The following is a 520-nucleotide window of genomic DNA, read 5'->3' as shown; positions in this document are numbered from 1 at the left end:
CGAGAATAATTTGGCATCACCATATTGCTTACCGTATTCATCAATCGTCGGTAAGTGTAATCCAAGTAGAAGGTGCTGCTCTTTGTGTCTCAATGCGACTTTATTTAGCCACGCCAGTAGGTTTTGGAAAAAGCTGACTTCGACTTTTCCTTTAATCGATAACTCAGGAGCCTGAATAGACTTTCCGTGCTGGAAGATGTACTCACCGACTTCGCCAAGTCGATATTGATAAATTTTACGAACAACAAGCTCTTCGACTTTGATCTTTGAGTCACAACTTAAACATTGACTGATCGTCGCCGCTTCAACAAATAAACTGGAGCAACTATTACAAACGTGGTTTCAAGCGGGCGATCATAATCAACACCGATATGGCGCAGCTGGGTCAAACATTTAGGGCACTCAAGCTTTCCACGGCGCTGAAAGCTGTGTTGTTCACCAACATGGCCACAAGTGAAACAGTGCAAAGAGCTTTGAGAGTCGATATCGATGCTGCTGCAATCCGGGCACACCTCTACAT

General features: G+C 44.2%; 1 pseudogene. It reads right to left on the bottom strand.

The window, feature by feature from the left end:
• A pseudogene (locus R7Z77_RS28380) lies at positions 1-520 on the bottom strand (diguanylate cyclase); the annotation flags it as partial.

It is taken from the genome of Vibrio sp. 1401 (genome assembly GCF_033340295.1).
The sequence above is the reverse complement of the archived record's forward strand: the minus strand, read 5'-3'. Positions and strand labels throughout refer to the sequence as shown.